Below are 23,974 nucleotides of genomic sequence, written 5' to 3'. Positions count from 1 at the left end.
ATTAATAAACGTAATCCTTTGCGTTGAACGATTTGCGTTCAGACAAACGTTTTCGCTAATTTGTAGCTAAATTACATAATTCTTATATACAAGACTTTTCATTTATCAATTCACCAATTACTATGCATGCACACGGATAATATTTTGTTTAATGGAAGGAGTGCCATATCAATCATAATCAGAAAACATAACTAGGATAGTCTAATATGCCTAACGTTATAAACCGCGCACTTATCGTCAATCCGTATCCCCTAGAGCAGCACGCTCTTGAAGATATCGTGAAATCCACGAACTTGTTCCAACACATTCACTTTGCGACGTCCGCTGCAGAAGCGTATCGCGTGGTGAGCCAAGTCCCAGTAAACTTTGTTCTACTTGAAGTCGAAGCATATGATGCCAGCGGGCTCGACATTTTGCGTCGCCTGCGAGCAAAAGGCTTTACCGGAAAAATTTTGTTTATCAGCGCAATCGATAAAGCCATGTATTCGAACGCAACCCATAAGCTGGGTGCGAATGGCTATCTGTTGAAAAGTGAAGAACTGCCCGTGATTCAGGAAGCAATCACCAGCGTGATGCGCGGCTACAATGTGTTTAAACATGAAAGCCGCAACAAAGAAAGAGATGGCACAGAGCTGTCTAAGCGAGAAACCGTGGTGTACCACTATTTGCTGGCCGGGATGACCAACAAAAAGATCTCGGAACTGCTGTCGATCAGCAGCAAAACGGTCAGCACGTATAAAACACGCATTCTTACTAAATACGGTGTGAAATCAGTCATCGAGCTGATTAATCAAGCCAAAATTGCAGCTTAATCGCGAACATGCTAGAGCGCAGCGTTCGCCAAACGATCATTAAACAGCTTCTTGACGGTATTTGCGGATTGATACACATCCGCACGTTCTTCTCGACTAAACACAAATGACTCTTGCACAACCTGCTCACATTCAAAGATCAACTTACGAATGCTCACTGCCGATAGAGACACCGGAAAACCAAACTCCATCGCTTTGAGCATCGTTACCGCCATTCTTGGGCACTGTCGGCGCTCTTGATACTGCGTAAACGCCATCTCAATGCCCTGAATCCGGTTGTCTTCGTTCAGCGTGCTCCAGGAGTGTCGCACGTTATCCAAACGATTGGTTTCCGCCTGGCACTGCTCGTTTAAAACTTGGAGCTGCGTGCGAGTGACCAGATAGGCAAACTCCGTTTGATCAATCGGCTGAACCGGAATTTTTGCCAATAATGATCGACATAAATCCACCTGTTGCCCCAGCAATGCGAGCTGCGCGCAGTACAGTTGCAACTCAAGACTAAAACTCGGAAAGCGCTTGGCCGTGTGATACAGCTTGGTGCGAAACAGTTTATAACTGCCAGAATTCAGGTCGTAATGCATGTCAAACAAGTTCAGATATTCCGGCAATTCAGGCAGCACCTCTTCATGCCCTTCTAAGCGTTTCATGTCCTGCTTGATGTTACGCAGAGTGCGTAGCGATTGTTCGTTGAGTTCTTGAATGCTCAATAACGCATTACGAATCACCGGCACATGGTTCACCAGACTATCCCGATACGTACGCTGAGCCATCATGCGATACTGCGAAAACAGCTCGTGCGCCTTATCGAATTGACCATTTAACTCACACACGCGCGCAAAGTTCTGAAGCCTGTCCATGTTCTGCGCTTTATCATACGCCGATTTGATTTCATTCAGCGCATTGACTTTCTGCCCTTTGAGCAAACACAACTTGGCCATGCATTCATGCAGAACGGGGCTGCGATTGAATTTGTAGCGATCCCACAAGGCGATGTATTTGGCAGCGTTGTCGTAGTCACCTAAAATCAGGCAGGCAGAAACAAAGCCCGAAATCGCCCACATGGTGAGTTGCTCATTCAAACTTTGCTCATATAAGGTTTTGGCCTCTTCGACAAAGCCATTCTTGATGTAAGTGCTGCCCTGCAGGCGTTTCAAAAATGAGCTGTATTGTGGGTGCGTTTGTTCTGCAAACTCAAATGCGCGCTGAATATCATCATAATCTTTCGAGCCATCCAACTCGTAGAGTTCACGTAGCACCAGTTTGCGCGCGAACGCGCGTAAGATTCGATTTTTAACCAGAAACACCGAATACGGTTTAACGATGTATTCGTCGGGTTCCAAATCAACAATCGAACGGACGCGTTCCATTTGCTTTTCCCCGGTCAACATAATAAATGTGCACCAAGGTGGAACAAGGTCGAGGTATTCAATCTCCTCAAAAATCTGCTTCCCATTCAGGTCATCACCAAAATTGTAGTCGCAAATAATGAGCTCGATCGTCTCCTCACCCAATAACTTAATTAATGTTTTTGAATCTTTGGCAGTAAATATGTTCTCAGAAACAAAACCCATCTCTCTCAGTAATAGTCGAATATTAGACAATACCAAAGGGGAATCATCGGCCACGAGTACTTTAATATCTTTTAATAATTGCGGTGTCAGATTCATAGCTTCCCTTACACAACGCTCACTTGTGCATGTATTGGATTAGATTGTTTTTCAGAGTACAAATTAGAGTCAGCGCGTTTTAACGCTTCTTCAAATGTTTCAGAGTTCATTAATAGTGTGATGCCTACAGAAATACTGACATTTAATTTATATGACGAAAACGTGGTGCCCATGACCGCTTCTTTCAAACGTTCAGCCAGAATAATTGCGTTATCCAGATTACATCCGGGCAGCACTGCCACAAACTCATCCCCACCCGTTCGAATCAGATAATCGTTCTCGCGAAAGACTTGGCGCATACCATAAGCAATCTGCTTGATCGCGTCGTCTCCCACATGGTGGCCGTATGTGTCGTTGATTTGTTTGAGTTTATTCCCATCAATGGCCATGATCGCGGCGCCAAAAGATTTGAGATCTTCCGCAAATTTCTGATCTTTGAGCACATTTCGGTTGAGCAGACCGGTCAAATCATCCAGTTTCACGTTTGACTCTACTTCAAACAGTTTGCTCCTGTTCATTTTGAGTGTTCGGAACAGGTAGATGACGTAAGCAACGCCCACCCACATCACAACAAACAACCACATGAGTCGGAAAACGATCCAGACAAATGGCACTTTATACACATAAACCGTTGAATTGTCCGCGATATATTCTTTGGTCGACGCAATATGGTCCATCAACGAGTTGCCGTAAGTCAACTCGTTGAAAGTGACCGCATTTAAAACATGCGAACTGATTCCTAACTGGCTCAAATCGAAAAATCGGGTAAGGCCCACGTCAATATTTAAATCACCCACAATTAAATTGTGTAAAAACACTGGGCTAGAAATCGTGACATAGAGATTATCCGAATCCTTTTTGTGATAAACACGTGAGACCAAAATCCGGTCTGATAACCGGCGTTCAGGCGCATTGATCGTGCACACGTAATCGCTACCACACTCTTTGACGATCGACACTTCGTCTTTGTCCGACGATGTCATATCGCTCAAATAGGACCGGTAATACATGACATCCACCTGAGGCAAAATGGCCGGCATCGTGGAGACAAGAAATTGAAATTCGTTTGCTAATTCAATATCAATGTTGGTCGGTTTAAGATTCTTATGAAGATTGTATTTGCGGTTTTCAATATCTTTCAATGCACTTAAATCGGTTTTTTTAATCGAGTCGGTTTCTTGGATTTTATTTTCCAATATACGGCTGGTTAGGAACAGCGTTTGTTTGTACTGTTCCATCACATTGACAAAATTTTCAAACTCATGATTACGACGGTCTAAATAGGACTCTGAAAATATAATCAGAGTCACTAAATAAGCCACCAGGCTAATCGTAAAGCTATGAATTATAATATCTGAAAGATACTTACGGTTGATGTCTTTCATGACTAAACTCAGTTAATAACGCTATCATTCAAACTCATCAGTTCAACAATCGAATTCACCTGATATTTATCAAGAATACGGCTTTTATACGTACTGATCGTTTTGGGGCTGAGCGATAATATTTCTGCGATCTCTTTATTACTTTTACCATCGACAAGAAAACGGAACACCGCGAGTTCTTGTTTCGACAGTTCAACATCCATGGATTTCGTATCGGTGGTCACTTTGAAAAAGCTATAACCATTTAGAATGCACTCCACGGCATCTTGTAAGATCGATAAATCCTCAGATTTACTGATGTAGCCATCCGCGCCGACGCGCATTGCGGTTTCAGAATACAAACGGCTTTCACTCGCTGATACAAATAATGTCTTACCTGTGAATCCTTGCAGTTTCAGCCGGCGTAGCACTTCGAAACCGTCCAGCTTAACCAGATTGACATCCAAAATCAGAAAATCTACTTGTGTTTGGCGCAGTTTTTTAACTCCAACGAAAGGATCACTTTCCACCAGCACTTCCGTAAAACGGGGATTGCGGTCTAGAATCTGCTTCATCGCCATACATACCAAAGGGTGGTCATCAAGAACCAAACCAGTAAGACCAGATTTTGTTGTTTTATACATGACTTAATTCACTACCATTAAAATGCTCAATGGGACGCGGCTTCCCAGTGTAATAGCCCTGACATAGGTCGATGCCCAGCAGGTTCAAAAACCTCCATGTATCACTATCCTCAACGCCTTCCGCAACAAGACGCATGTTTAGTTGTTTTGCCATTCTCACGATGACATTCAGTATCGCGCGTTTCCGTGTGTCTTTATGGCTAGACACAATCAGTGCGCGGTCAATCTTCATCTCGGTAAACGGTAAATCCGCCAATTTCAGCAGCGATGAATAACCGGCACCGAAATCGTCAATGGCCAGCTCTACACCGTTGAGTCTCAAACGGGCAAAGTTCTCCACCATGACCGAGTCATATTGATAAACTTCCATTTCTGTTAGTTCGATAATCAGGCGACTGGGATTAAATCCACGCTCGCGACAGCATTCCAACACGCGTTTTGCAAATTGGGGGTCAGCAAAATTTGTATGGGTTGCGTTCACCGATACCGTTCCGAGAAACTTCGCTTTCGAAAAATCATTCAGCGCTTGCTGCAACACATAAAAGAACAAGCGGTTATGCCAATTGGCTTGCTCGATCAGTGGCAACAGCAAATACGGTGTTAACACGCCATATTCCGGGTGATACCAACGAATAAGCGCTTCATAGCCACCAGCCACACCATTTTTGAAACGGCATTGCGGCTGATACACATTGCGCAAATGCCCGAGCTCAAATGCCTCATCCAAATCGTCAACAAATAGCGAGGGCAGCGTTTTGGGGCAATATTTTTCGGTGTTTGGGGAGCCTACGGTTTGTAACACCGATTTCAGGCACTCCGATGTGACCGGTTTGGGTAGCGATGCCACCAGATCCAGTCCCAGTTGCTGGCACATCATCGCTGCCAGTTTAAGGATGTTTTCGTCATGTCCGCTCAGCAAACACAACCGTCCGGTATACTGACGCTCCGCTAATTCACTCAGCAGCGCCAAGCCATCCATTTCCGGCATTTCCAGATCACAAATGATCAAGTCGAAATTGAATTTTTCGCACAGCGTCAGCGCGTCACGGCCATTGTGAGTCACATGAATTTGAGTGACGCCAAGTTGGCTAATCACCACCTTGAGGACACCACAATGAAGTTGGCAATCATCAACGACTAAAACCAGTTGAGATGCAGAATCAATGTTCATGAAGCCACTCCTCCGCGCGATGAATCGCCGATGTCATAATCTGAACCAGTTGGTCCAATTCAGTCTCGTACGCTTGAGCACCACGGCTCGCGCACTGTTCTAAGTGCTCTGCAGCCAAACGAATGTCGTGCTCCCCAACGGTGCCCGCGCCACCTTTAATGCGGTGGGCTAAGCTTTTGACTTGTTTGGGATCCATGCGTTGGGACAGCAATGAACCCAAGTCGTCTTGCATACTGCTAATAAAAACCTCAACTAACATTTTCGCGTCTTGAGGCTCATAGGCTTGCCACCAGCTTGATTCGCTCTCGTCACTGCGATTGGGCAGAAATTCCGCCAAAATTTGATATAAGCGATTTAGCCCGTACGGCTTGTAAAGCACCGTGTCGAAGCCGGAAAGCAATGCACGTTCGTTGGCGACACGGGAGTCTTCCGCAGTACAGCCAATAATGGCTTTGTTGGAAAACTGCGGGAAATGGTCGCGCACTAAACTTGCCAATTGATACCCGTCCATCACCGGCATGTGACAATCCGTCAGGAGTAAATCGAAGTGGTCAGGGTGATTTTTGATTTGGTCATACGCTTCTTGACCATTGCTCACCACCTCCACACTCAGGCCAAAAGACGCCAATTGACGGCTAATCACCAGTTGGTTAATCGGGTTGTCCTCGGCGACAAGGATATGGCCGACCAATTGGCCGGTTACGACCTCTTCGTCGGGTTCATTGTCAGAGACATTTTTGAGGACATTCCGTAGTAAATCGGGGAAGAATGGGCTCACGCTCAGTTCGACCACATTGTTGGCACGTAAACTGAATCCATTCATGTTGTTGCGCAGGATCACCGTCATATCACGAGGACGATCGTTCGACACGGTTTGTCCGTCGTCATACACATCAATACCGCCTGATGACGCATTGTTCTCTGCTTTCACACCCCACGCGTGAAGCCACTGTTCAATCAAAGGATGGCTTCCGTGGTAGTGCACAGGCGTCTCTGACAACGGTGCTTTAAAATAGCTTTCCACTTGAATCGGAATGGTCACCTGAATACTGGTGCCTTTTCCTTGTTCACTGTCGATGGTGATGTCCCCTTTCATGACTTTCACGAGGTCATGCACAATCGCCAGCCCCAAGCCTGTGCCACCGTATCGGCGTGCAATCGTGGAGTCAGCCTGAACAAAGGGATCGAAGACAGTTTTTAGAAATTCAGGAGACATGCCCTCGCCGGAGTCACTGATATTCATCACCATGTCACGCTCTGTCACATCGATATCGACACTGACAAAACCTGACTGGGTAAATTTGATCGCATTTGAGAGCAAATTATTAATGATCTGACGCAGGCGGAGCGAATCGACGATAACGGTCTTCACTCGGCCCGGTGTCCAGTTCACGTGAAAATCCAGTGATTTTTCGCGCGCCGCCGTACAGTGCACACGCAATAACTCGCCAATCTCATGCAGCAAGTAACACTTCACCGAATCAAGTTCGAGTTGCTGCGCTTCGAGTTTCGAGAAATCGAGAATATCGTTGACCAACAGGTGCAAGTGATGCGCCGATGACATGACGTTATTAAGAATCAGTCGTGTGTCTTCATTGGTTTCACGAATTTTCAGCATCTCCAGCAAGCCCACCATGCCTGCAATCGGCGTTCTCAATTCGTGGCTCATGCTGGCCAAGAACCGTTCGCGAGACAGCACTGCTTTTTGCGCCACATTCTTTGCCTGACGCAGATGACGCTCTTGCTCTTTTTGCGCCGAAATGTCGTTCACCACGGTCAGAATGAATTTCTCATCATTCTCCCCGCCTCGTAGCTGCGTGCGACGATAATTCACGGTGTTCATACCGCTTGGACAATCTGTCACATCGACGTCATGTCGTGTCACCGTTTGCCCTTGTAGAACCGTATTAAACTCGGCCACGTTTTCAACCAAACACGCCGCATTCGCTGCATCGGCGCGCATGCTGCACGGTGAACATGCTCCCGGCCCTGCGCCCTGACAATTGGTCAGCAGCAATTGATAGTTTGCGTCATGAATAAAAATTCGATTAGGTAACCCATTAATGACGTGTTGCAACAGTGCCAACTGCTCTTTGCTGTGCAGTGCATCGCGCTCTTGAATCGACACTTTCAGTTTCAGGTTTTTGCTCCAAAGAAACCCGATGAACCCTAGCAGCATCAAAACAGATGTCAGAATGGCTGAGCCGGTTACCACCAGCGATTTATCCACTCCATACACGATGTTGAATGGGCTGTAGCTGTTTTGCAGACGCATGATGTCGTTGGCATCCACCGAGGCCAGCATGCCTGCCAAAATGCCTTTGAGTTCAGTGTTGTCGCCGCGAATCGCCATCGCGATTTCGATCACCTTGTCTTTGCCTTTGTGCACCACGAAGCGGTCTTCCCCGCGCTGCGACAGCAGGTATTCAAGGATGTCGTGGCGAATGTACGCGCCAGTAAGCTTGCCATCTTCCAGATCGTGAATCAGCGAGATCACGCTGGTGTACGTCGCCAAATGCGCACCAAATACTTGATCTTTCACATATTGATACGTCGGGCTGTCTGAAAACAGCACGCCGACCTCTGCGTCGTCCGCTTTCTTCACGCCCGGTAGTTCGATGAGGTTATACGTGATCGACATCATGGTGTCGGTCACATACATCCAGCTCGGATTGTTTACGCCTTTGACCACCATCGGTAACACGTCAATCTCGCCATATTTCAGCATCTCGACAGGGCCTAACCCCTCGGTTGCTGGTACGTAATCGAAGTTGAACGCGGTTCTTGCTTCAATCAGTTTCAACATGTCGTTCAGGTAGCCACCGTAATGGCCATCACGATTGCGATAAAACAGCGGGTACGCGTCGTTCCACGCGGAATAACGAATGGGTTTCAGGCCGGCGTCTTTGTAATTCAGCGCCATCCACTTGGTGATAAGGGTTCGACGAACGTATTAGCGACTGATCGCCCTGACGACTGAGAACGTTGTCGATTTCTTCAACCAACGCTTTGAAATGAGAAGACGCCGCGATACGCACCTGCTGTGGTTTGCCCCACGCAGGCAGGTCAATCTGACCCAAGGTATTCAGCGGATGTTTGACCGATGTCAGCAACGAGCTGTAGCTTTCTAGCACCGCATCAATTTTGCCATCTTCTAGGTCATTCGACAGGCTAATGAAATCTGGCACTTCGATGACGTGTGAAAAGCCCATGTCGGCCAGTTGGTCGCAATACACCGCACCTTTGATGCAGCCCCAGGTCAATGAATCGGGCGCCCAATGGCTAAGGTTCTGGTTGCGATACCACACGGCGGTCGAGCTGGCATAGAGCGGCTCACTGTAAACCAAATGACTGCGATCACCTGCAAAAACGCCGACGGCGACATCCGCTTTTTGGCTCTCGATAGCTCGCTCAAGCGACGCCATGTCCGAAAACAGCTTGTACTTGGGCGTAAACCCGATCTCGCGCGCTAATGCTTCAATGTAATCGGTATTGATGTCTTTTAAGGGGTCTTGTCCATCCAATTGATGTTGTAACATCGCCACGGTCAGTGAATTCGCTCCCGTCTGCCCAGCAGAAAACGCAAGCGCAGGCATACTCAAACAATATGCTGAACTTGAAAAAGCAGAGATGATTAAGGAGATAAGTAGTTGTTTCACTTCCGTCTCGATGTTGTAACTGGCAGACGGCGCAAGAATAGAATTTACGGAAAGAATGTCAAATGTGGGCACCCATAAACAAAAAGACTAATGCACTGTATTTACAGGATATTTTCTTTGAATGTAGGACTATTCTGATATAAAGTTCAGACTTAAAACGGTGTTTCATTGATCAAGGTCATAAGCCGTAGGACACGACTTACAACCTCTGACAGAAGATTACTGAAAGGCTGGACGTTGTTGAATTTGCTCAAACCAGCGCGCGATATTTGGGTATTGCGCTAACGGATTGAGTTCCAACGCCTTTTCGGCAAAACCGATAAAGATAAATGCCGTGATATCTACAGTCGTGAAGTATTCAGTTGCCACATAGGTTGATACCGCGAGACGCGCATCCAATTGCGGCAGAAAACTGGCGACACGCGCTTTGCTCTCTTCGCCCCACGCAAACACACACTGTTCTCGGTCTTTGTAGATGCCAGACAGATTACGAAACGCCTGAAAACCCGCATACAACCCTTGGAATTCGGTCACGCGATGCCACATTTCGACTTGCGCTTTATCCAATGCGCTACGGCCAAATAAATGCAGTTCATTGGGCGTCGATTCATCGAAGTATCGGCAGATGGCGACACTTTCGCACAAGGTCGTGCCATCATCCAGTTCTAACATCGGAACTTTGCCATTTACGCTCTTATTTTTGAACGCATCCGTCAAATTTTCCCCGTCGCGTACATTCATTGCAACGCGATCAACTTCCACACCCAGCTCTTTAAGAAAAATGCTGACGCGACGGCAACTTGGCGTGACGGCAGTTTCGTATAGCTTCATAAAACTTCCCTTTTATCTCTTTTTCAGAACGATCGTTTAGGTTAGACTCTACCTGTTAACTAAACGATCAGTCAAGAATGAATTTGTAGGGAATAATCCATGGCTCGAAAATGTAATTTTGACCGCGATGAGAAACTGACTCAGGCCATGGAGTTGTTCTGGCAGCGCGGCTACGCCAATACGGCGATTTCCGATTTGGTGGATGCACTGCAAATCAACCGCTTCAGCCTCTACAACACCTTTGGCGATAAACAGAACCTTTACTACGAAGCGTTGGATCAATACCTCAACACCGTGTCCTTGCCGGGATTGAGCGCGTTACGAGAAGATGGTGCGTCGCTAAGCGCCATTGAGGCATTCCTCAATCAGTTCGCCGCGCTACAACGCAAACGCAGTTGCGGCTGCTTCATTCAAAACGCGCTGGTTGAACACGCAGGCCATGACGACAAGGTGTTGGATAAAGGACAAATGCTGTTTGATGAGCTGCTTGCACTACTCGCTCATGCCATCGACAATGCGCAGCGCGACCAACAGATCTCCCCTGCTATCGCGCCTAAGGCGCTTGCCCAATTGATCCTAACCCAACTACAAGGCATCCGCGTGCTGGGTAAAGCCAAACGCTTTGACGACTTGGATCAAGCGGCTGCCGCGCTACTTCAATTAATTCGACTCAACTGATTCAATCTCATCAATCCAAGGGGCATTCAGATGGTAAAAGTGCGGGCCACACGCCTCACACAAGGCGCAGATTTAAAACAATCGATCATGGCATTGGTGCAGGCGCACGGTATAACAGCGGGTTCGATTGCCTCATGCGTGGGCTGTTTATCGCACCTGAACATTCGCCTCGCCGACAGCACCTCAATATTATCGCTGCAAGCGCCGTTTGAAATTGTCTCGCTGATGGGCACCTTAACGCCGCAACATCTGCACCTGCACATTGCAGTCGCTGATTCACAAGGCAAGGTTTTGGGCGGTCATTTGCTGGACGGCAATCTCGTCAACACCACAGCGGAGTTGATTGTGCACGACTATCCGGATTTGGCGTTTGATCGCGAGTACGATGCGCACACCGGTTTTACCGAGTTGACCATTCACTCCAAGTCAACCTGATGTCACATGCAGCAAAAAGCCCGGATTAACCGGGCTTTTCTTTGGCTGAACACAAGGGTCCGGAACAACGAAGCATTAGAACGACGAGAGTCGCACCAACTCTTGGGTATAAGGGTGATTAGGATGCTGGAACAGGGTTTGCGTCGCGCCCTGCTCGACAATCTGCCCTTGCTTCATCACGATGGTGTAATGGCACAGTGATTTCACCACATTCAGATCGTGGCTGATAAACAGATAGGTCAGGCCATATTTCTCTTGCAGTGATTTTAAAAGATCCAACACTTGCGCTTGCACCGTGCGATCCAGCGACGAGGTCGGCTCATCCAGCAAAATAAATTCGGGTTTGAGCACTAATGCGCGGGCAATTGCAATGCGCTGGCGCTGGCCACCAGAAAACTCATTCGGATAGCGATGACGCGTCTCGGGATCCAAATCCACTTCGCGCATCGCCTCACAAATCGCGTCATCAATCTGTTCATCGCTGAAATCGGTGTGCACATGCAGCCCTTCACCAATCACCTGAGCAACCGACATTCTTGGATTCAACGCTGAGAATGGGTCTTGAAACACCACCTGCATTTTGCTGCGATACGGTAACATGCCTTTGCGATCAAGTTGCTGAATGTCCTGCCCTGCGTAATCAATCACGCCTTCTGAGTGCACCAGTTTCAGAATCGCCATGCCAGTGGTGGATTTCCCCGAACCACTCTCGCCAACCAAACCAATAGAGTGACCTTGGCGCAGCTCAAACTGCATGTCGGTCACGGCTTTGATGTGACTCACGGTACGCTTAAATAAGCCGCCAGTGATGGGAAACCACACTTTTAATCGATCAGTTTTCAGTAACACTGGGCTTTGATGATCGGCAGCAACAGGCAAACCCCGCGGGTCCGATTCAATCAGCAGTTTGGTATAAGGATGCTGCGGCGACGCAAACAACGCTTTGCATTCGTTCTCTTCAATCAAACGCCCATCTTGCATCACCGCGACACGGTCAGCAATCCGGCGCACAATACTGAGATCGTGCGTGATAAACAGCATTGCCATGCCCAATTCGTGTTGCAGTGATTTGAGCAAATCGAGAATTTGCGCCTGCACCGACACGTCGAGCGCGGTGGTCGGCTCGTCAGCAATCAGCAGCTCAGGTTCGTTGATCAGCGCCATCGCAATCATCACACGCTGCCGCTCACCGCCAGAAAGTTCATGCGGATAGGCGTTAATCTTGATGTGGGCGTTACGAATGCCCACCTTTTCCAACCAACTGATGGCCAGCGATTCTGCTTTTTTCTGGCGCATACCGCGATGAATTGCCAAGGTTTCCACCAACTGTTTGCCAATTTTGTGCAGCGGATTGAGTGACACCATCGGCTCTTGGAAGATCATGCCAATTCGGCCACCGCGAATGCCGCGCAGTTGACGCTCAGAGCATGCCAGCGTGTCAGTGCCTGCAAAATCGATTTTCCCGGTCAGATAATGCGCCGAACCTTTAGGTAGCAATTTCAATATCGCGTTCGCCGTCACCGATTTTCCTGAACCACTTTCGCCCACCAGCGCCAATGTTTCCCCTTTTCGAATCGATAACGACACTTGATGCGTCACCGGTTCAATCGCGCCAGCGCGCCCAAAACCGACCGAGAGGTTGTCAATCGTGAGTAATGTGTCGCTCATTAGCCTCTCCTTTGCAAATGTGGGTCAAACGCATCGCGAACCGCTTCACCAACGAAAACCAACAACGTCAACATCAACGACAAAACGACAAAAGCCGAGATGCCAAGCCAAGGCGCCTGCAAATTCGCCTTCCCTTGTGCCAACAGTTCCCCCAGCGACGGTGACCCCACGGGCAAACCGAAACCGAGGAAATCAAGCGAGGTCAGCGTGGTCACCGAACCGGACAGAATAAACGGCATCATCGTCAATGAGGCGACCATCGCGTTCGGCAACATGTGGCGCAGAATGATGCGGGAATCACTCACGCCCATCGCTTGCGCAGCGCGAACATAATCAAAGTTACGACAACGCAGAAACTCGGCGCGCACCACGCCCACCAAGCTCATCCAACTAAAGAGCACCATGATGCCCAGCAACCACCAAAAATTGGGCTCAACAAAGCTCGACAAAATGATCAACAAGAACAGCGTTGGCATGCCAGACCAAACCTCGATAAAGCGTTGGCCAAACAGATCCAGCCAACCGCCGTAATAGCCTTGCGTCGCACCGACCACCACACCAATGAACGACGAGACGATGGTCAACACAAAACCAAACAACACCGAAATACGAAAACCATAGATGATGCGTGCTAGCACATCGCGCCCTTTGTCATCGGTCCCTAACCAGTTCACGGCATCGGGGGGCGAAGGAACAGAACCAACGATGTCATAGTTAATGGTGTCGTAGCTAAACCGGATTGGCGCCCAAATGATGTACCCTTTCTCTTCAATCAGGTCGACGACGTATGGATCGGTGTAATCGGCTTCGGTTTCAAACTCGCCGCCAAAACGGGTTTCCGCGTACTGCTCCATCACCGGGAAATACCAGTGATGGTCATAGGAAATAAACAGCGGTTTGTCATTGGCGATGCCTTCGGCAAACAAGCTGATGAAAAACAGCAGGGCAAAAATCCACAACGAATAAAAGCCGCGCCGATTCGATTTAAACCGCTGCCAGCGCGCGGCATTCAGCGGATTCACTTTCTTCTTTAACAGCGCCATTTAACGGGCCTCAAAATCAATGCGCGGATCAACCCAGGTGTAGGTGAGATCCGAAATAATGCCGAGCAACAAGCCCAATAACGTCATGATATACAGCGAACTAAACACCACCGGATAATCACGTTGAATGGTCGATTCAAAGCCAAGCAGGCCAATGCCTTCGAGCGAAAACATCACTTCAATCAACATCGAACCGGTGAAGAAGATGCTGATAAACGCACTCGGAAAACCAGCAATGATGATTAACATGGCGTTACGAAACACGTGCTTATACAGAATTTGACGCTCGTCGAGCCCTTTGGCGCGCGCGGTCACAACGTATTGCTTGTTGATTTCATCCAGAAACGAGTTCTTTGTCAGCATACTCAAGGTCGCAAAACCGCCAATCACCATGGCGAAAATCGGCAGCGCCAGATGCCAGAAATAATCGATGATCTGTTGATACCAGTTCAGCTGCGCGAAGTTGTCCGACACCAAACCGCGCAGCGGAAACCAACTGAAGTAGTTCCCGCTGGCAAACACAATGATCAGAATGATGGCAAACAAGAAACCGGGAATCGCATACCCGACAATCACCATCGCACTCGACCACACATCAAAGCGCGAGCCGTGATGAATCGCCTTCATGATGCCGAGTGGAATCGAAATCAGGTAAATGATGAGCGTGCTCCACAACCCAAGGGAAATAGAGACCGGCAGGCGCTCGACAATCAAATCAATGACGTTCCCACCGCGAAACAAGCTTTCACCGAAGTTAAACGTCACGTAGTTTTTGAGCATGTCGAAGTAGCGTTCATGCAGTGGCTTATCAAACCCGAACTGACGTTTGATCGCCTCGACCACTTCGGGATCCAACCCACGCGAACCTTTGTAACCCGACGGGCTGCCGTTGTCGATTTTCGACATATCGACTTCCTGACCACCGCCCGAAAAGCGTTCCATGATGCCGTTGGAATGCCCTTCCAGATTGGCGATGGCCTGTTCAACCGGGCCACCAGGCGCAATCTGAATGATAAAGAAGTTAATGGTGATGATCGCCCACAGCGTTGGGATCACCAACAACAAACGGCGAAGAATATACGCTGCCATAACTGCCTCTTAGCGACGTTTTTCTGGTAACTTCTGGGCTTTCTCTTGTGAGATCCACCAGGTATCAATGCCCAAATCGTAGGTTGGCATTTCAGCCGGGCGTTCAAACTTATCCCATGTGGCAACGCGGTACATGCTGGTATACCACTGCGGGATGATGTAGAAATTCCATTGCAGAATGCGGTCCAACGCTTTACCGAGCGATTTTAGTTGCTCTGGATCCTCTTGATGCTGCGCAATCTGCAAGGTCAATTCATCAATGACGGGGTCGGTCACGCCAGCCGTGTTGTACGTCGAATCGATGTAGTGTGAGTTCCACACAATCATCAGGTTCGGGCTTGGGAACGGATTAGCAGAATAAGCCGACGACACCATGTCGAAATCGCGATCACGCAGGCGCTTGATGTATTGAGTGGTGTCGACGGTACGAATCTTCATGTCGATCCCCATCAACTTGAGGTTCTTTTGCAGTGGAATTGCAATACGCTCGGAGGTTGGGCTGTAAATCAGCAGTTCAAACGTCATCGGCTCACCGGTTTGGACGTTGGTCATCACTTTATTTTTCAGCTCCCAACCCGCCTCTTTCAGCAGCTTAAACGCTTCACGCATCTGCGGACGAATACGCCCGCTGCCATCGGTCACCGGTGGCTGGAACTCGGTGGTAAATACGCGCGGCGGAATCTTATCTTTGACCGGATCCAGCACCGCAAGCTCTGCTTTATCAGGTAATCCTTTGGCTTCGTATTCGGTGTTTTGGAAATAGCTGCGCGTGCGCGTGTACTGGCTGTAGAACATGTTTTTGTTCATCCATTCAAAGTCCATCGCGTAGTTCAGCGCTTCACGCACGCGTACATCACTAAACACCGGACGTTGAATATTGAACACAAACCCTTGCGTGGCGGCAGGTGCGTTGTGAGGGATCTCTTCTTTTTTGATAAAGCCATTGTTAAAGTTGACCCCCGTATAAGACGTTGCCCAGAACTTGGCCTGACTCTCTTGGCGAATATCAAACTCGCCCGCCTTAAACGCTTCAAGCATGACGGTGTCGTCGCGGTAATAATCGTATTGCACTTGTTTGAAGTTATTGCGCCCCACATTGACAGGCAGCGATTTTGCCCAATAGTTATCATCAAGTGTGTAGGTGATACTCTGCCCCGGTTTGAAATCCGCGACTCGGTATGGACCGCTGCCGACCGGTGGTTGATTCAGCGGCTCAGACAAGCTTTTGTCTTTCCAGAAATGCTCGGGCAGCACACGCGTTTGCTGCGCAAAGCTAAAGAGTTTATCTCGGTTCGGCTCACTCATTTCGATGCGCACGGTTTTATCGTTCAGCGCCTTCACCGATTTGATCTCTTTGTAATACACGCGATATTGCGGTACGCCTTCGGTCATGAACTTGTTGAAGGTAAATTCCACATCGTGCGCCGTAATAGGGACACCATCTTGAAAACGGGCTTTCGGGTTGATGTCTAGCTCAAGCCAAGTGTAATCGTCGGAATAGCGTACTTTTTCTGCAATCAGCGGGTAGTAAGAGTCAATTTCATCAGAGGGCGAAAACATCAATGAATCGTAGAGTTCGCCGCTGGCTGCGGCCGCCACACCACGTGAGGCGTAACGGTTAAAGTTATCGTACGTGCCCACCTGACCGTAGGTGACTTTGCCGTATTTCGGCGCATCGGGATTCACGTAGTCAAAGTGAGTGAAGTTATCGGGGTACTTGGCTTGACCAAAACCGACCAGACTGGTGGTTTCGATGACGTTGGCGAGAGAAACGTGGCTAAAGACAGAGAGTGCCACACCCAACGCGATTGGTTTGATTTTGCCCATGAAAGAATCCTTCTACTTAACGTCGTGCTGCTCCACCGTGCGGCCAATTCAAGACTCAGCGACAAATCTGGCAAGATGGAGAAGTCATCGGTTTTGTTCCCGTCACTGAACCGACAGCGCAACGCATCGTCACCTCGGTTCTACGGGTACATTTCTTATTAATAATTCAGCTACTTGGGTAAGTATAGAGAAATTTATCGATTACGAAACTGCTGAAACCTTATAGACACGCCAAGCGGCGGCATAGTTCAAAGATTTCAGCAGTTGATGGGGGTAAAGCGGGGAAAATCAGAGCAGTTCTTTGGCAATTAAACGCAGCAAGAAGGTTTCGCGTTCAATGCTCATGCCTTTTTTGTCACTGTTTGCCATGGTCTGTTCGTTGTGCGCAATCGCGTCACGAATGTTGATCCAAACCGGTTTCATGCCGTTATTGATCTCATAAGTTTCGTAATTGGTCTCCCCCAATTCACGGTCCACTTTGCAGGTAAAACAGTACGACACCATGTGTAGGATGTCCGCATCATCCTTGTACCAAGGACGAAACTCATCATAGAGGCCAAAGGCTTTGATGTTGTGAATGTTTTGCGCGCCCGTCTCTTCTCGTAGTTCGCGCACCAACCCTTGCAGGATGTCTTCGTGCTCATCCACGCCGCCGCCCGGCAAGGTGTAATCGTGATAGCGCTCGGTATAGAGCATCAGAATCTCTTCGCCATCCAGAACAATGGCCCGTGCGGCTTTGCGTTGCAGAATATGGTGTTGACTCAGTGGCCCCACTTCCGGATGCGTAGCAATATGTAAATGTCTCATATGGCGTCCCTCTAGAAATTTCGGCGCTTACTTTATCAAAGTGAGGCATAAAAAAACCTGCCGCAGCAGGCTTTTTTCATCATTCGCATTCATGCCAATGATGGATTGATGATCGCTTAACCATCTTTGGTGATCTGCAAAATCAATTCGCGCTCCACCTGTTCGGCTTTCTCGACCGGAATTTGACACGTTCCCGCCGCTGCATGACCACCGCCGCCGTATTGCAGCATCAATTCACCAATATTGGTGCGCGAGCTGCGATCAAAAATTGATTTTCCGGTGGCAAACACGATGTTCTGCTTTTGAAAGCCCCACATCTTATGGATCGAAATATTGCATTGCGGAAACAGCGCATACACCATAAAGCGGTTGCCCGCGTAAATCACCTCTTCATAGGTCAAATCAAGCAGCACCAAGTTATCGTGAATGCGCGCGCAGCGTTGAATTTGCTCTTTGAACAAGTTTTCATGGTCGCGATACAAGCCAATGCGCTCTTGCACATCCGGCAGCGACAAGATCTGGTCAATCGTGTGATTGGCGCAATAGTCGATCAAGTCCATCATCAGGTTGTAATTGGAGATGCGGAAATCGCGGAACCGCCCCAGCCCGGTACGTGCATCCATCAAAAAATTGAGCAGGTTCCAGCCTGTCGAATCCAACACTTCATCGCGGCTAAACTGCGCAGAATCCCCTTTGTCGACCGCTTCCATCATTTCCAACCATTGGTCGGGAAACACGTCCAGCCCCCCATAATATTCCCACACCACCCGTGCCGCCGATGGCGCGTCAGGGTCGATAATGTGATTATGGCGTTCACCGGCATTGCGCAGTGTTTCAGAATGATGGTGATCAAACACCAAGAAAGCATCGCCGACATACGGCAAATTCGTGACAATGTCACTCTGCGTCACCTCCACCTTCCCGTCTTGCATGTCTTTGGGGTGGACGAACTTGATGTCGTTGATGAGTTGAAGTTTTTTAAGTAATACGGCGCACACAAGCCCGTCGAAATCGCTGCGTGTCACCAATCGATACTGTTTCTCTGTCATGGGCTGATCCCCTAAAATGCATGCACCACTGCCGCGTGAAAACAATGCGGAAACCAAAAACAAGGTCAAAATTTGGCACCAAGATCAAAGTGCCTCATGAAATAATTCTAGACAGCATCCCGCTTTTGACAAATTTGAAAATAGTCACAAAAGGGGTAATTTCGACAAGCTGAAACCTTGATCACACCTTAAACAGTTGTTCGAGGCAACTGCTCGGGGTCAAAGTGACGATTGAGAGCGGTTAAGTTGTGATGCAACGTGCTTAAGGCATCCTGCACCACATCTGCCGATGCATCGGGGGTGGTGGCTAACATCGCGCGCTCGATATCAAACAGCGCAGTTAATACCTCAGGGCGTTCGCCACGTTGCTGGCACACCGTTTGTGCCAAGCTGATGGCGTTCTCCGCAATGCTGAACGGCACCTCACGAACCTGGGCGAGTGGGCGCTGAAACACACCACGAACCACCCCTTCGAGATACACACGATAGGTGGTGATTTCGTCCATCAATAAAAACAGCGCCGCGCGATCGCTGCAGTGGGGATACGGTGCCAAAATGTGATGCTCAAGCTGCGGATCGATATGAAGCGTCAATCCTTGTGCCGCACAGCGCTGCTTGAGCACACGCAGTAACCCTTGCTCATCCATTAAACGTTGAATTTCAAAAATGCGTTTGAGGTGATAATCGTTCGAGGCAAAAATGACATCAATCTCACTGCCTGCGGCAAAGATCCCTTGTTCCCTCAGGGTTTGCGCCATACATTCGATGTTCTCAATGGTATTGGTTGATGCTTGCTCCAACACCAGCGTCATCTCATTCGGGTTCAAACCGTGTTTTTGGCTTTGCTGAATAAAGGCTTCAGCCATAGCAGACGCTTCTGACACCTGCTGCCCGTCGGTACATCCCCCGCAAAACCCAATGATTGGATGAGCGAACTGCTTCGCGGCAAGCCATGCCACCAGCGCTTGGACGCGGCTTTCTCCTTCCGCAGTTAACTGGTTGTTCACCAAACGTTTTCCGAGCACCAGAATCAGCGAGTGTTGCATAGCTTCGATTTCCTTCCTTTCAGGCGTTGAGGGCGTAGAGACCTTGAGATAGTGCAACATATTCAGCGTGTTGGCGAGCGCACAGTGAGATAATTCTTGTTGAGTCGCTGTGTCATTGTATTCAATGATGGAAACGATATGGGTCATATATCGATTGTTAATGGGTCATTTGGTGTTAAGTGTAAATTTAGGTAAATGACAACAATTATCATTGCCGAAGTCAGCAATTAACGTTAAGGTTACAGCCAATATAAAGTCGTTACATTGATGAGCTACTATGCAAAATAAACCACAAAAACGAAGCTTCCATGCTCTAACCGTCACAGATTCCCAAACCATTTCTAAGCATTTCCAACGCATCACGTTGCAAGGCGATACCATCGCTCACTTTGGTAAAGAGAGTGAAGGCGGCTACATCAAACTGCTGTTTACGCCGGATGGCGGCACGGATATCAGCACACTCGGCGATGAGGCTCGCCCCCTGATGCGCACCTACACCATTCGTCAGTTTGACCCACAAACCAACAGCATTGTGGTCGACTTTGTGCGCCACATTACAGAAGACCAATCGTGCGGCTTTGCAGCGCGCTGGGCCGAGCAAGTTCAAGTGGGCGATACCATTTCGATCGGTGGCCCAGGGAAGAGCCAAGGCCTCAATACCGAAGCAGATTGGATCTTTATGGCAGCCGACATGACTGCCCTGCCTGCACTGTCCGTCACGCTTGAAAACTTAAGCGCCGACACGCAAGGTTACGCAGTGATTGAAATCGACGATGAAGACGACAAGCAAGTACTCAACGCACCGGCTGGCGTCAAGGTCATTTGGAGTGTTGGCACGCCGTTAGTTGAAGCGGTGAAAGCGCAGCCTTGGCTTGATGGACAATGTTCGGTGTGGTGTGCGTGTGAATTTGAATCGATGCGCGCGCTGCGTCAATACTTCCGCAATGAGAAAGAGATTGACCGCGAACACATCTACATCAGCAGCTACTGGAAAAACGGCGTCAGCGAAGATGGTCACAAAGTAATTAAACGCGAAGACGCAGAAGCCAACAGCTAGGCAACCGAACCTTAAGAAGTGTCACAACACTTCCCCCCTCAATGGCCTTCGGGCCATTTTTTATGTCTGCTACCGATTAATTTTTATGTCTGCTTCCTGTTGATGTCAGCAACAAAGACAAAAAAGCCAGCAACATGGCGCTGGCTTTCGATATCAACATTTGGCTTGAATTAGATCTTATCTGATACAGCGAGAACGGCTGCCAGCATGTCCTGACCAAATAGCACACTGCGTTCTGGCGACCATCCGTACAGCGGATCCGGATGATTGTTGTGATCTTTAAATGGCATTTCGACGGTGTAAGACAGGCAGTGAAATTGCTCAGCAACCCAATTCGAGCCCACCGTCAAGTTCGCTTTGCCCGCTTCGTCTTTGTCGTAGCCGATGTCATCTTGAAACTCTGGCGTAATCGTCAGTAGTGCTTGTTTGAATGCCGTTTCTAGTGCCGCCAGTTCTTCATTGTAAGCAGGAATGCCTTCAGAACCAGCCACAAAGTTGTATGGAATCGCTTCATCCCCATGGATATCAAGGAACATGTCGACGCCAGTTTGCAGCATGCGCTCACGCACCAAGTAAACTTCCGGGCTCTTTTCCATCGATGGCGTTTGCCATTCGCGGTTGAGGTTCACGCCGACCGCATTGGTGCGCAGGTGACCACGCACCCCGCCATCCGGGTTCATGTTCGGCACCACGTACAGCACCGCTTTTTCCAACAATGCGCGCGCCACGGTGTCGTTGTCGTCCAACAGACGCTGAATCATCCCTTCCACAAACCATTCGGCCATGGTTTCACCTGGGTGCTGGCGTGCAATCACCCAGATTTTCTTTTTGCCTTCATCTGGCTCACCAAACGTCAGCAAGCTCATGTCGTTGCCGTCGAGTGTATGACCCAGCGTTTCCAACTGGCAATAGTGCGCGCTTTGCGCCATGTGCAGCAGATCAAGGTGACGATCGTAGCTGTACGGCGCAAAATACGCGAAATAGATAGAGCTGCGCTCAGGGATCACCGTGAATGTCAGGGTGTCACCATCAAATTCAGACGGAATGCGGAACCATTCTTCACGGTCGTAAGATGCCACCACATCGTAGCCTTGCCAGCCTTCCGGATACGCCGATTTGGCCAAGTCGAGCAGTTTGATGGTGTGCGATGCTTCGGCTTGTGTTTCGAGACGGAAGTGGAACCACTGATAAAACTCCGACATGTTGTCATTCGGGATCTTCAGTTGAATATCGTCTTTGTTGTCCGCGCTGACAACGTGAATGCTGCCGCTGTCGAAGTTGCTGAATATTTTCATGAGGGATTCACCTATTGAATCTGAGCTGAAGCGCAGAGGCTATCACAAATGAGAATACGTCCCTATTACTTTGCGCACATTTCCAATCGGTGGCTGGCAGGAATCACTGTTTGAATACGCGCTTTGAGGACGTTTATACTTTGCCCAGTGTCAAAACGATCCCGGAGAGGATCAACACCACGCCCGCGCCGCGCGTGTAGTGCCATTTCTCTGCCAGAAACCACACGCCCATAAACAAGCCCATCACGATACTGATTTGGCGCAGCGCCACGACTAAGCTGACATTGTCGGTCATGGTCATGGCAAACAGCACCAATCCGTAGGTCGACGCCATCATCACTCCGGCCATACTCGCTGCTTTACGGATTTGCCACGCGCGCTGCAGCTCTTTACGGTTGCCCGTCACCACACACCACAAAATCACCGGCAGCACCATGGCCCAGAATTGAACCCCCAGATAGAAAACCGCGCTGTAGGAGTTGCCCAGCACTTCGCCTGCGGCTTGAGTCAGTAAAAGCAGTGCCTCTTTATCAATCACGGAATAGCCCGTCGTGCCAAGTGCCGCCACCAAGGCCCACAACACCCCGACATTGAAGTACGAGCGCGGCGTAAACTGACGAAACCCCGTGAGCGGCACCAGCATGCATCCCAACGTGATGAGTACAAAACCAAGCCATTGGAATTGCGTTAAGGTGTGGCCAAGCCACATGCTGAGCGCGCCGACCATCATCACCGGCAGTGCGCGTGCAATGGGGTAAATCACGCCCACATCGGCGTGTTTATACGCCACGATCAGCCCCACCAGATAGACCATCTGCGCCAAGCCGCTGATGAGCAGCAAGCCCCAAAATGCCGGGGGTAGCGTTGTCCAGCCAACGGTCACGAGATACCAAATGAGATACGGCGTCAGCAACAAACACGCCGAGAGGCTGGCCGCCATGGTAAAGGCGACACCTGAACCGGCGTGACTTTTACCCAGAATGTTCCAGCCTGCGTGCAGCACGGCTGAAAAAACCACTAACCCTATCGCCAAGACGTCCATGGCAGCTTCCTTACTTCGAAGAAAAAGGCTCCGTGCGGAGCCTTCAGACTTGTTCGTTTTGTTTTTAACGGCTCAACTGCGCGACCGATTCAATGCTGATCGCATCATGACGCCAATACTCAATGTCGCAGTCAATCAAGTCGCCATTTTGGTTGTAGTTCACACGCTCCACCACCATGGCGGGGGTGCCCGCGGTGGCCCGCAGCGCCTGCGCAGTTTCGCCCAATAAGGAACTGGTCGTGATGCGATAACGAATGGTTTGATACTGGGTGCCAAAGTGCTCGCGATAGATATCCGTCAGTGAATTCGACAAATCGAAATCAAGCAAATTGGGAAACAGTTCCGGACGAATGTAGTTGGTCACATACACCACAGGACGATTTTCCAGATACCGCACTCGATCGACGCGATACACATCTGAAAATGGTTTGAGGTTCAGTAACTTGGTCGCCTGCTTGTTGGCAATCACCGCTTTGGCGCTCAAGAGTTCCGTGTTCGGTTGGCGATTTTGCGCCAATGCCATGTTGGTGAAATTGAGCGTTTGGGACGGATCGTAACGCAGCGTCTCTGGTGAGATAAACCAGCCGCGGCGATCTTCTCGGTAAATTTTCCCTTCCGCTTCCAACAGCGACAGCGCTTCGCGCAGCGTGACGCGCGTGGTATCGAACGACTCAGCCAACTTTCGCTCAGCGGGTAATTTCTGTCTTGGGGTGAGCATGCCCGCGTCGATTTGCTCCACGATGGCATCTTTAATTTTTACGTATTGCACGTGATTCCTTATTACTCGTTT

At 49.1% G+C, this 23,974-nt stretch carries 21 protein-coding genes; 4 read left to right on the top strand and 17 right to left on the bottom strand.

All coding sequences use genetic code 11. The features are described from left to right. Positions 1–206: 206 nt before the first annotated feature. Positions 207–812, top strand: coding sequence for a response regulator transcription factor (locus ACF8PK_RS01160; protein ID WP_004728072.1), 606 nt, complete (start codon positions 207–209; stop codon positions 810–812). Between the two features lie 11 nt (positions 813–823). Here ACF8PK_RS01160 and ACF8PK_RS01155 read toward each other — a convergent pair whose 3' ends face one another. From ACF8PK_RS01155 to ACF8PK_RS01125, 7 genes are all read right to left on the bottom strand, one after another. Further along, a complete protein-coding gene (locus tag ACF8PK_RS01155) occupies positions 824–2,479 on the bottom strand; it encodes a response regulator (RefSeq protein ID WP_392439661.1) in 1,656 nt (551 codons plus the stop codon). Positions 2,480–2,487: 8 nt separating this feature from the next. After that, positions 2,488–3,864 (bottom strand): GGDEF domain-containing protein, encoded by a 1,377-nt coding sequence (locus tag ACF8PK_RS01150; RefSeq protein ID WP_275725228.1) that lies wholly within the window; start codon positions 3,862–3,864, stop codon positions 2,488–2,490. 8 nt (positions 3,865–3,872) lie between these two features. Further along, positions 3,873–4,487 (bottom strand): response regulator transcription factor, encoded by a 615-nt coding sequence (locus tag ACF8PK_RS01145; protein WP_014257260.1) that lies wholly within the window; start codon positions 4,485–4,487, stop codon positions 3,873–3,875. Then, positions 4,480–5,658, bottom strand: coding sequence for an EAL domain-containing protein (locus ACF8PK_RS01140; RefSeq protein WP_392439657.1), 1,179 nt, complete (start codon positions 5,656–5,658; stop codon positions 4,480–4,482). Before ACF8PK_RS01140 ends, ACF8PK_RS01145 begins: the two co-directional genes overlap by 8 nt. Next, positions 5,648–8,581, bottom strand: a complete 2,934-nt coding sequence (locus tag ACF8PK_RS01135; RefSeq protein WP_392439655.1) for an ATP-binding protein — start codon at positions 8,579–8,581, stop codon at positions 5,648–5,650. The genes ACF8PK_RS01140 and ACF8PK_RS01135 overlap by 11 nt, the downstream gene beginning before the upstream one ends. Further along, positions 8,493–9,317: a hypothetical protein gene (locus tag ACF8PK_RS01130; protein ID WP_392439652.1), complete on the bottom strand. Its 825-nt coding sequence runs from the start codon at positions 9,315–9,317 to the stop codon at positions 8,493–8,495. Before ACF8PK_RS01130 ends, ACF8PK_RS01135 begins: the two co-directional genes overlap by 89 nt. A 219-nt stretch (positions 9,318–9,536) precedes the next feature. Then, complete coding sequence (locus ACF8PK_RS01125; RefSeq protein ID WP_392439649.1) at positions 9,537–10,148, bottom strand: glutathione S-transferase family protein; 612 nt, start codon at positions 10,146–10,148, stop codon at positions 9,537–9,539. 99 nt (positions 10,149–10,247) lie between these two features. Here ACF8PK_RS01125 and ACF8PK_RS01120 point away from each other — a divergent pair, with 99 nt between their 5' ends. Continuing rightward, positions 10,248–10,826, top strand: a complete 579-nt coding sequence (locus ACF8PK_RS01120) for a TetR/AcrR family transcriptional regulator (protein ID WP_392439646.1) — start codon at positions 10,248–10,250, stop codon at positions 10,824–10,826. Positions 10,827–10,856: 30 nt separating this feature from the next. After that, positions 10,857–11,261: a PPC domain-containing DNA-binding protein gene (locus tag ACF8PK_RS01115; protein ID WP_392439643.1), complete on the top strand. Its 405-nt coding sequence runs from the start codon at positions 10,857–10,859 to the stop codon at positions 11,259–11,261. Between the two features lie 75 nt (positions 11,262–11,336). On the opposite strand, the gene ACF8PK_RS01110 is transcribed toward ACF8PK_RS01115, so the two are convergent. The 7 genes from ACF8PK_RS01110 to ACF8PK_RS01080 all read right to left on the bottom strand — a co-directional run bounded on the left by ACF8PK_RS01110 (position 11,337) and on the right by ACF8PK_RS01080 (position 19,790). Then, positions 11,337–12,929, bottom strand: a complete 1,593-nt coding sequence (locus ACF8PK_RS01110) for an ABC transporter ATP-binding protein (protein WP_158141926.1) — start codon at positions 12,927–12,929, stop codon at positions 11,337–11,339. Then, the gene (locus tag ACF8PK_RS01105) at positions 12,929–13,972 is read right to left on the bottom strand and encodes an ABC transporter permease (RefSeq protein ID WP_004728062.1); all 1,044 of its coding nucleotides are present in this window, start codon (positions 13,970–13,972) and stop codon (positions 12,929–12,931) included. The genes ACF8PK_RS01110 and ACF8PK_RS01105 overlap by 1 nt, the downstream gene beginning before the upstream one ends. Next, a complete protein-coding gene (locus ACF8PK_RS01100) occupies positions 13,973–15,061 on the bottom strand; it encodes a microcin C ABC transporter permease YejB (RefSeq protein ID WP_004728061.1) in 1,089 nt (362 codons plus the stop codon). Positions 15,062–15,070: 9 nt separating this feature from the next. Then, positions 15,071–16,888 (bottom strand): extracellular solute-binding protein, encoded by a 1,818-nt coding sequence (locus ACF8PK_RS01095; protein ID WP_158108640.1) that lies wholly within the window; start codon positions 16,886–16,888, stop codon positions 15,071–15,073. A 288-nt stretch (positions 16,889–17,176) separates the two neighbouring features. Then, positions 17,177–17,695, bottom strand: coding sequence for an NUDIX hydrolase (locus ACF8PK_RS01090; RefSeq protein WP_004728059.1), 519 nt, complete (start codon positions 17,693–17,695; stop codon positions 17,177–17,179). Between the two features lie 116 nt (positions 17,696–17,811). Further along, on the bottom strand, positions 17,812–18,744 hold the full coding sequence (locus ACF8PK_RS01085) for an exopolyphosphatase (protein ID WP_392439638.1): 933 nt from the start codon (positions 18,742–18,744) through the stop codon (positions 17,812–17,814). Between the two features lie 188 nt (positions 18,745–18,932). After that, positions 18,933–19,790, bottom strand: a complete 858-nt coding sequence (locus ACF8PK_RS01080; RefSeq protein WP_392439635.1) for a YdcF family protein — start codon at positions 19,788–19,790, stop codon at positions 18,933–18,935. A gap of 277 nt (positions 19,791–20,067) precedes the next feature. Here ACF8PK_RS01080 and ACF8PK_RS01075 point away from each other — a divergent pair, with 277 nt between their 5' ends. Next, a complete protein-coding gene (locus ACF8PK_RS01075) occupies positions 20,068–20,847 on the top strand; it encodes a siderophore-interacting protein (protein ID WP_392439632.1) in 780 nt (259 codons plus the stop codon). A 170-nt stretch (positions 20,848–21,017) separates the two neighbouring features. On the opposite strand, the gene ACF8PK_RS01070 is transcribed toward ACF8PK_RS01075, so the two are convergent. From ACF8PK_RS01070 to phnR, 3 genes are all read right to left on the bottom strand, one after another. Further along, positions 21,018–22,142 (bottom strand): M14-type cytosolic carboxypeptidase, encoded by a 1,125-nt coding sequence (locus tag ACF8PK_RS01070; RefSeq protein ID WP_143680423.1) that lies wholly within the window; start codon positions 22,140–22,142, stop codon positions 21,018–21,020. Positions 22,143–22,275: 133 nt separating this feature from the next. Next, positions 22,276–23,184, bottom strand: a complete 909-nt coding sequence (locus tag ACF8PK_RS01065) for an EamA family transporter (RefSeq protein WP_392439629.1) — start codon at positions 23,182–23,184, stop codon at positions 22,276–22,278. Positions 23,185–23,248: 64 nt separating this feature from the next. Further along, positions 23,249–23,953 (bottom strand): phosphonate utilization transcriptional regulator PhnR, encoded by a 705-nt coding sequence (phnR, locus tag ACF8PK_RS01060; protein WP_004728053.1) that lies wholly within the window; start codon positions 23,951–23,953, stop codon positions 23,249–23,251. Positions 23,954–23,974 lie beyond the last annotated feature (21 nt).

The sequence above is a fragment of the Vibrio sp. CJQ_6 genome (assembly GCF_043106745.1).
GTDB lineage: Bacteria > Pseudomonadota > Gammaproteobacteria > Enterobacterales > Vibrionaceae > Vibrio > Vibrio furnissii.
Note: the sequence above shows the minus strand (reverse complement) of the source record. Positions and strands in the feature narration are given on the sequence as shown.